Source organism: Camelimonas fluminis, assembly GCF_014656355.1.
Lineage (GTDB): Bacteria > Pseudomonadota > Alphaproteobacteria > Rhizobiales > Beijerinckiaceae > Camelimonas > Camelimonas fluminis.
The window spans coordinates 162849-170746 of record NZ_BNCG01000009.1; the positions used below are offsets into that span (position 1 = coordinate 162849).

Here is a 7898-nt window from a genome sequence, read left to right on the forward strand (position 1 = left end):
GTTGTACAGTTCATTGAACCCGATTGCATTTCGCCGGCCAAATCAACCATAATGGGCGAACAGGGGCAAGCTCGGCCGCTTTTTGCTGATTTTCATTACTTTCGCCATTCTGAAAGGCTTTTCCATCGCAGATGCCGGACGCCAAGCTGCTCCTGACGCTCATGCTTTTTCTGCCGTTCGCCAGCGCGGCGATAACGGCGCTCATGCCGGCGGGGGCGCGCAATTCGGTGGCGTGGCTGGCGGGCCTGACGGCGCTGGCGATTTTTGGCGTCGGATTGTGGGCCGCGCCTGAGATTTATGCGGGAGCGGTGCTGCGGGCGCAGCATGCCTGGCTGCCGGAATACGGGCTGAATTTCTCCATCCGGCTCGACGGCTTCGCCTGGGCCTTCACGATGATCATTTCCGGCATCGGCGCGCTCGTGGTGCTCTATGCCCGCTACTACATGTCGCCGGATGATTCAGCGCCGCGCTTCCATGCGTTCCTGCTCGGCTTTATGGGCGCGATGCTCGGCGTCGTCATCTCCGGCAACCTGATCCAGCTGGTGTTCTTCTGGGAGCTGACAAGCCTGTTTTCCTTCCTTCTGATCGCCTACTGGCATCACAAGGACGCGGCGCGCGACGGCGCGCGCATGGCGTTGACGGTGACGGCGGCGGGCGGCCTGTGCCTGTTCGCCGGCATGCTGATCATCGGCCATATCGTCGGCAGCTACGAGCTGGACGTGGTGCTGTCCTCAGGCCGGACCATCGTCGACCATGCGATGTATCCGGCCGCGCTGGTGCTCGTGGCTTTCGGCGCGCTGACCAAAAGCGCCCAGTTCCCGTTCCATTTCTGGCTGCCGCGCGCCATGACGGCGCCGACGCCGGTCTCGGCTTATCTGCATTCGGCCACCATGGTGAAGGCCGGCGTGTTCCTGCTGGCGCGGATGTGGCCGGTGATGGCCGCCAGCGACTACTGGTTCTGGATCTTCACGCCGGTTGGCGCGGCGACGCTGCTGATCGGCGCCTTCCTCGCCATGTTCCAGCAGGACCTGAAAGGCCTGCTGGCCTATTCCACCATCAGCCATCTGGGCCTGATCGTGCTGTTGCTCGGGCTTGGCAGCCCGCTGGCCGCGGTGGCGGCGATCTTCCACATGATCAACCACGCCACTTTCAAGGCGTCGCTGTTCATGGCCGCCGGCATCATCGACCATGAGGCCGGCACCCGCGACATCCGCCAGCTCGGCGGCCTGTACCGGGCCATGCCCATCACCGCCACCCTCGCCATGGTGGCGGCGGCGGCCATGGCCGGCGTGCCGTTGCTCAACGGCTTCCTGTCGAAGGAAATGTTCTTCGCGGAGACCATCGAGACCCACGTCGATTCCGCCTTCGATCACGTCCTGCCCTACCTCGCCACGCTCGCCGGCATGTTCTCCGTCGCCTATTCGCTGCGGTTGATCGACCAGGTGTTCTTCGGCCCCAAGGCGAAGGACCTGCCGCGCAAGCCGCATGATCCGGCGATCTGGATGCTGGCGCCGGCGGCGCTGCTGGCGTTGATGTGCCTGCTGGTCGGCGTGTTTCCCGCCTGGACAATCAGCGGCTTCCTGAGCGCGGCGGTGTTTGGGGTGCTGGGCGCCCTGACGCCAGAGTACAGCCTGGCGGTCTGGCACGGCCTGACGCCAGCCCTGCTGATGAGCGTGGTGGCGCTCGGCGGCGGCACGCTCACCTATCTGGGCCTCAAGGACTATCTTTCCGGTGAAGTGGAGGGGCCGCCGCTGCTGCGCCGCCTCAGCGGCCGCCGGCTGTTCGAGCGCGCCATCGCCATGCTGTCGTGGCGCTGGGCCCGCGTGCTGGAGGAGCTGCTGGGAACCACGCACCTGCAGTCCCAGTTGCGCGCCCTGGTCATCGTCATGGTGCTGGCCGGCTGCTGGCCCCTGCTCGCCACCGCGGCTTTCTCGCCGGCCACGGCGCTGGCCAATGTTGGCGCCTGGCTTGGAAGCACATGGCTTTCGCCGGGCTGGCTGACCTCGTCGGTGCCGATGGTCGGCATGTTTGATCCGGCTTTGGTGCTGGTGTGGGCGGTGGGCGTCGCCTGCGCCGTTGGCGCCGCCTGGCAGGCCAAATATCACCGCCTCGTGGCGCTGATCCTGATGGGCGGCTCCGGGCTCGCCACCAGCATCACCTTCGTCTGGTATTCTGCGCCCGATCTGGCGTTGACGCAGTTGCTGGTCGAGATCGTCACCGTGGTGCTGATCCTGCTGGGTCTGCGCTGGATGCCGCGGCGCGACGAGCTGATCGCCGACGACCAGCAGACCTCGGCCCGCCTGCGACGACTGCGCGATCTGTTCATCGCCATCATTGCGGGCGGCGGCGTCGCGGCCCTGGCCTTCGGCGTGCTGACCTCCGAACTGACCGCCACCATCGGCGACGAAATGATCCGGCGGGCCTACCCGGAAGGCGGCGGCCACAACGTGGTCAACGTTATTCTCGTTGATTTCCGCGGCTTCGACACGCTTGGCGAAATCATCGTGCTGGGCGCCGTGGCGATCACCGTGTTCGCCCTGCTGCGCCGCTTCCGGCCAGCCCGGGACAGCTTCGCCGCGCCGGACCAGAAACGCTTCCAGATCGAATACGACAGCATCCGCTATGCGCCGGCCAAAGATCCGATCAACGCCCATTACATGCTGGTGCAGGGCGTCATCATCCGGCTGCTGTTCCCGGTGATCTGCGCCATGGCGGCGTTCCTGTTCATGCGCGGCCATGACCTGCCGGGCGGCGGTTTTATCGGCGGCCTGACCTTCGCCATCGCCTTCATCCTGCAATACATCGCCGGCGGCGCCCGCTGGGTCGAGGACCGGCTGGTGGTCCTGCCAGTGCGCTGGATCGGAGCCGGCATCCTGCTCGCCGCCGCCACCGGCCTCGGCGCGGTGCCGTTCGGCCGGCCGTTCCTCACCACCGCCTTCCGCTATGTTGAGCTGCCGCTGTTCGGCAAGACGCCCATGGCCAGCGCCCTGTGGTTCGATCTCGGCGTGTTCGCGCTGGTGTTCGGCGCCACGGTGCTGATGCTGATCGCCATCGCCCACCAGTCGATCCGCGTTTACCGCACCATGGAAAAGGCCTCCGTCCGCGAAAAAGCGGCGGCGCGAAACCGGGGAGACGCCTGATGGAGCCCGTCATCGCCATCGCCATCGGCGTGCTCACCGGGTCTGGCGTCTGGCTGGTGCTGCGCCCGCGCACATTCCAGGTGATCGTCGGCCTGTCGCTGATTTCCTACGCGGTGAACCTGTTCATCTTCTCGATGGGACGCCTGAAGGTTGGCGCGCCGACCTTCACCGAGAGCCCCGGCGGCGCCAGCGCCCTGGCGGATCCCGTGCCGCAGGCCCTCGTGCTCACGGCCATCGTCATCAGCTTCGCCATGACGGCGCTGCTGCTCGTGGTGACCATCGCCTCGCGCGGGCTGACCGGCAGCGACCACGTGGACGGCCGGGAGGACGGCCTTTGAGCTGGATCCAGCACCTGATTCTGGCGCCCATCCTGCTGCCCATGGTCGTCGCCGGGCTGATGCTGGTCATCGATGGCCGCAACGGCAGGATCACGGCGGCGCTGGGCGTGGCCTCCACCTTCGCCCTGCTCGTCATCGCCATCGTCCTGCTGGTTCAGGCGTCAACCGGAGGCGCGCAGAGCGCCGTGCAGGTCTACCAGATCGGCAACTGGCCCTCGCGCCTTGGCATCGTGCTGGCGCTGGACCGGCTGTCGGCGATGATGCTGGCGCTGACGGCGCTGCTGGCGACGGCGGCCATGGTGTTCTCGCTGGCGCGCTGGCACCAGGCTGGCAGTTTCTTTCACCCACTGTTCCAGGTGCTGCTCGTCGGCCTCAACGGCGCCTTCCTGACCGGCGACCTGTTCAACCTGTTCGTGTTCTTCGAGATCATGCTGGCGGCCTCATACGGCCTGGCGCTGCATGGCTCCGGGCACGCCAGGGTAAAGGCCGGGCTTCACTACATCGCCGTCAATCTCGTCGCCTCCTCGGCGTTCCTGATTGGCGTCAGCCTGATCTATGGCGCGACCGGCTCGCTCAACATGGCTGACATCGCCAGCCGCATCGGCGATCTCGACGCGCACGGAGCCATGCTGTTCCGGGTCGGCGCGGCGGTGCTGGGCGTGGCCTTCCTGGTGAAGGCGGCGATCTGGCCGCTGGGCTTCTGGCTGCCCACCACCTATGCGGCCGCGGGGCCGCCAGTGGCGGCCATGTTCGCCATCATGACCAAGGTCGGCGTCTACGCCATCCTGCGCCTTGGCCTGCTGTTCACGCCGGACGGCCAGGGCAATGTGCTCGCCGCCAGCGGCCTGCTGCTGACCGGCGGCGTCATCACCATCATCTACGGCATGTTGGGCATGCTGGCGTCCCAGGCCATGGCGCGGCTGGCCGGCTTCAGCGTGCTGGTGTCGTCCGGCACCCTGCTGGCGGTGATGGGCGCCGGCAACGCCAATGTGTTCAGCGCGACGCTGTATTATCTGGTCAGTTCGACGCTGGCGATCGCGGCGTTCTTCATGCTGATCGAGCTGGCGGAGCGCGGGCGCGCCCGCGCCGACGACGTGCTGGCCGTGACGCTGGAGGCCTATGGCATCGTCTACGACGAGGACAGTGAAAACAGCCGCGAGGCCGGAGCCGCCGTGCCGGCCATCCTGGGGATCCTGGGCATCGCCTTCATGGCCTGCGCCCTGCTGCTGTCGGGCCTGCCGCCACTGTCCGGCTTCATCGCCAAATTCGCCATGCTGGACGCCCTGCTCGACCAGGCGCGCAACGGGCCTGCGCCCGCGTCGGCCTGGGCCGCCTGGCTGCTGGTGGCGACCCTCGTCGTGTCCGGCCTTGCCACGCTGATCGCCATGATGCGCGCCGGCATCCGCACCTTCTGGCCGTCTTTCGAACGCGAGGCCCCGCGCGTCAGCATGATCGAGCTGGGGCCGGTGCTGGTGTTGCTGGCCCTGTGCGTCGGCCTGACCATCCAGGCCGGTCCGGCCATGCGCTTCGTCCGCCACACCACCGAGCAGCTGGCTGAGCGCAAGCTGTACATGGACGCCGTGCTGAAGAAGCCCGTGGCAGCCACGTTGGCGCCCGCCGCCGGGCCCGCCCCTCCGGCCGACGCCCGGAATGCCCGGGCGCCAGTCCTGCCCCCACAGAAGAAGGAGGCCGCGCGATGACGCCACGCGCAAGCCGCTTCCTCGCCTGGCTGCTGCCGTGGCCGGCGGTCTCGGCGCTGGTGCTGGCGGTCTGGCTGCTGCTGAACCAGAGCATCTCGCCGGGACAGATCTTCCTCGGCCTGCTGCTGGCGCTGACGGCCCCGCGCCTGCTGACCACGCTGGATGCGCCGCCGCTGCGCATCCGCCGCCCCTGGGCCCTCGTGCGTCTGCTCGGCAACGTGCTGCCTGACATTTTCATCTCAAACTACAAGGTGACGCGGGCGATCCTGTTTTCCGGCCCGGAGCGGGAGGCTGGTCACGTCCTGGTGCCGTTGGGCATACGCTCGCCATGGTCGCTGGCCATGCTGGCCTGCATTCTCACGGCCACCCCTGGCACCGCGTGGATCAGCTTCAATCCGCAGACCGGGCTGCTGTTGATGCATGTGCTGGACCTGAAGGACGCAGACGAACTGGCGGGCGCCATCACCCGGCGCTACGAGAAATGGCTGCAACAGGTGTTCGAATGAGCATGACCATTCTGACCTGGTCGCTGATGGCGGCCCAATTCATGCTGGCCATCGCCATGGTCTGCGCCTGTCTGCGCATGTTTCGCGGCCCACGCGCCCAGGACCGGGTGCTGGCCATGGATTCGCTTTATCTCAACGGCATGGGGCTGATGCTGGTGTTCGGCATCGTCTCGGGCAGCACGCTGTATTTCGAGGCGGCGCTGGTAATCGCGCTGCTCGGCTTTGTCTCGACCGTGGCGCTGGCGAAATTCCTGATGCGCGGGGAGGCGATTGAATGATCGCCATCAAGACCCTGCCCGACTGGGCGGCGCTGCTCACGGCGTTTCTGGTGCTGGCCGGCGCGGCGCTGACCATGATCGGCGCCATCGGCCTCGTCCGGTTCCGTTCGTTCTATGAGCGCGTGCACGCGCCAACGCTGGGGGCCACCCTGGGCATTGGCGGGGTGCTGCTGGCCTCCATGGTGTATTTTTCCGTCAGTGAAACACGCCCCGTCGTCCATGAAATTCTCATTGCCCTGTTCGTCACGGTGACGACGCCCGTCACCATGCTGATGCTGACCCAGGCCACGCTCTATCGTGACCGGGCCGAAGGCAGGGCGCCGAAGATCACCGATGCGCCGCCGCTCCCCGCCGACGTCATCACGCCGGCGCCCGTCGCTGGCGCCGGAGCGCCGTCCGACCAGACGGAGCGTCTGGCCGGTCAGAACTCACTCAAGACGGGAGCCCCCGGAGCCGTTTCCGATCCGTACTGATCGAAAATGCCCGAGACCGGACTGTTCAGACGTGATCCAGGGGCCAGAAGCCGGGAACCCGTGCGCGTCATGGCGGGTCGCGCGCCCCTGGCTCGGCGCACCAGGCTTCCCGCCCGCGATCGCTGGCCATTCGATTGAGAAGAACGCCCGCACGATCGATCGATGAGCGCTCCGGCGCGGCGGGAGTTTTAAAATTTACCCTGGATTCAAGGTCGCTTTTTTCGTGAAATCAATATTAAAAACCAGGATCGATCACCAATGATACTTGAATATATCTATTTTCAATTTAATTAAATCTGTTACGTTTTTTGACAACGTCACCAGAGGCGTCGTCATGCCAGTTCAAACTCCGCAACAGGGTCAAGCCACCCGGGTCCTCGCCCCAGCCCGTCGCCGGCGCCACCGGCTGCGGACGCCGTCGCGGCCGCGCCATCGTCCCCCCGGCCCGCGTCAGACGGGAAAGCGCCTGGTTGACCTGGCGATTGCGGCGCCGTTGCTTGTCGTGCTCGCACCGCTCATGCTGCTGATCGCCCTGCTGGTGCGGCTGGACTCGCCGGGGCCGGCGCTGTTTCGTCAAACGCGCACCGGCAGGCGCGGCGCGCCCTTTACCATCCTCAAGTTCCGCACCATGCGGATGACCGCGCACTGGCGCGATACGGCCGACGCGCCTGGGGAATCTTGTGCGTCACACAGTTTTCAGATCAGCTTGCGCCGCATCCAGACGGCTGACGGCGCTTCCTGCATCACCCGGAGCGGTCGCTTCCTGCGCTGTTCCAGCCTGGATGAGCTGCCGCAATTGCTGAACGTGCTGCGCGGCGAGATGTCCCTGGTCGGTCCGCGTCCCCACATGCCGGAGCTTGACGCCCTTTTTCGCCTGCACCTGCCGCACATCGGCCGCCGTTACGCGGTGAGCCCGGGCATGACCGGTCTGGCCCAGATCAGCGGCGAGCGCGGTCCCACGCCGGATGTCGCCGCCATGGCGGCGCGTCTGGACAGGGACCTGGCCTATATTCGCGCCTGGTCGTTGTGGCGCGATCTGACCATTCTCGCAAAAACACCCTGGCGTCTGCTGGACCAGCGCAAATCAGGCGAGGGAGAATTTTCCGCCACGCGCCGCGCGCGCACTACCCATATGGCGCTCGCCCCGCTACATAGGGGGCGGATGCGGCGCCTCGCCAGATCCTGCCAGGCCAGACCAGCCTCCCGCTTGAGGCTGTCGTTACGGGCAGGCCGCCTGAGCTGACGCGGGCCGGCGCATTCCGGGCGTTCCGGGGCCGGCACGGACATGAAACGCCTGTCATCATGGTCGGGCAGAGTCGGGGCTGACGCGGTGCATTCAACATTCGCCGCCCAAAGGCGCGCCGCCAAATGGCGCCGGCTGCTCTTTATTGACTGCGGGGTTTCATGCGTGTCGCGATGATCGGCGCAGGCTATGTGGGCCTGGTTTCCGGAACCTGCTTTGC

Annotated in this window: 6 protein-coding genes and 1 pseudogene; all 7 read left to right on the forward strand. The window is 66.5% G+C overall.

What is annotated here, in order from left to right:
* The first annotated feature begins 131 nt into the window (after window positions 1-131).
* The 7 genes and pseudogenes from IE243_RS12075 (at window position 132) to IE243_RS12105 (ending at window position 7678) form a co-directional block, all read left to right on the forward strand.
* Window positions 132-3140 (forward strand): monovalent cation/H+ antiporter subunit A, encoded by a 3009-nt coding sequence (locus tag IE243_RS12075; RefSeq protein ID WP_191319627.1) that lies wholly within the window; start codon window positions 132-134, stop codon window positions 3138-3140.
* Complete coding sequence (locus IE243_RS12080) at window positions 3140-3478, forward strand: Na+/H+ antiporter subunit C (protein ID WP_191319628.1); 339 nt, start codon at window positions 3140-3142, stop codon at window positions 3476-3478. The genes IE243_RS12075 and IE243_RS12080 overlap by 1 nt, the downstream gene beginning before the upstream one ends.
* 41 nt (window positions 3479-3519) lie before the next feature.
* Window positions 3520-5178 carry a monovalent cation/H+ antiporter subunit D gene (locus tag IE243_RS12085; RefSeq protein ID WP_373301671.1) on the forward strand — a complete coding sequence of 553 codons (1659 nt, stop codon included), beginning with the start codon at window positions 3520-3522 and terminating at the stop codon, window positions 5176-5178.
* Window positions 5175-5684 carry a Na+/H+ antiporter subunit E gene (locus IE243_RS12090; protein WP_191319630.1) on the forward strand — a complete coding sequence of 170 codons (510 nt, stop codon included), beginning with the start codon at window positions 5175-5177 and terminating at the stop codon, window positions 5682-5684. Before IE243_RS12085 ends, IE243_RS12090 begins: the two co-directional genes overlap by 4 nt.
* Window positions 5681-5962, forward strand: a complete 282-nt coding sequence (locus IE243_RS12095; RefSeq protein ID WP_132009374.1) for a K+/H+ antiporter subunit F — start codon at window positions 5681-5683, stop codon at window positions 5960-5962. Before IE243_RS12090 ends, IE243_RS12095 begins: the two co-directional genes overlap by 4 nt.
* A pseudogene (gene mnhG / locus IE243_RS23485) lies at window positions 5959-6267 on the forward strand (monovalent cation/H(+) antiporter subunit G); the annotation flags it as partial. The gene IE243_RS12095 and the pseudogene mnhG, both read left to right, overlap by 4 nt.
* Window positions 6268-6769: 502 nt before the next feature.
* A complete protein-coding gene (locus IE243_RS12105; RefSeq protein ID WP_191319632.1) occupies window positions 6770-7678 on the forward strand; it encodes a sugar transferase in 909 nt (302 codons plus the stop codon).
* The last annotated feature ends 220 nt before the right edge of the window (window positions 7679-7898 follow it).

Coding starts and splice junctions, on each gene's coding strand:
- IE243_RS12075 (WP_191319627.1), top strand. CDS start 132: ATGCCGGACGCCAAGCTGCTCCTGACGCTCATGCTTTTTCTGCCGTTC.
- IE243_RS12085 (WP_373301671.1), top strand. CDS start 3,520: ATGGTCGTCGCCGGGCTGATGCTGGTCATCGATGGCCGCAACGGCAGG.
- IE243_RS12105 (WP_191319632.1), top strand. CDS start 6,770: ATGCCAGTTCAAACTCCGCAACAGGGTCAAGCCACCCGGGTCCTCGCC.
- IE243_RS12095 (WP_132009374.1), top strand. CDS start 5,681: ATGAGCATGACCATTCTGACCTGGTCGCTGATGGCGGCCCAATTCATG.
- IE243_RS12080 (WP_191319628.1), top strand. CDS start 3,140: ATGGAGCCCGTCATCGCCATCGCCATCGGCGTGCTCACCGGGTCTGGC.
- IE243_RS12090 (WP_191319630.1), top strand. CDS start 5,175: ATGACGCCACGCGCAAGCCGCTTCCTCGCCTGGCTGCTGCCGTGGCCG.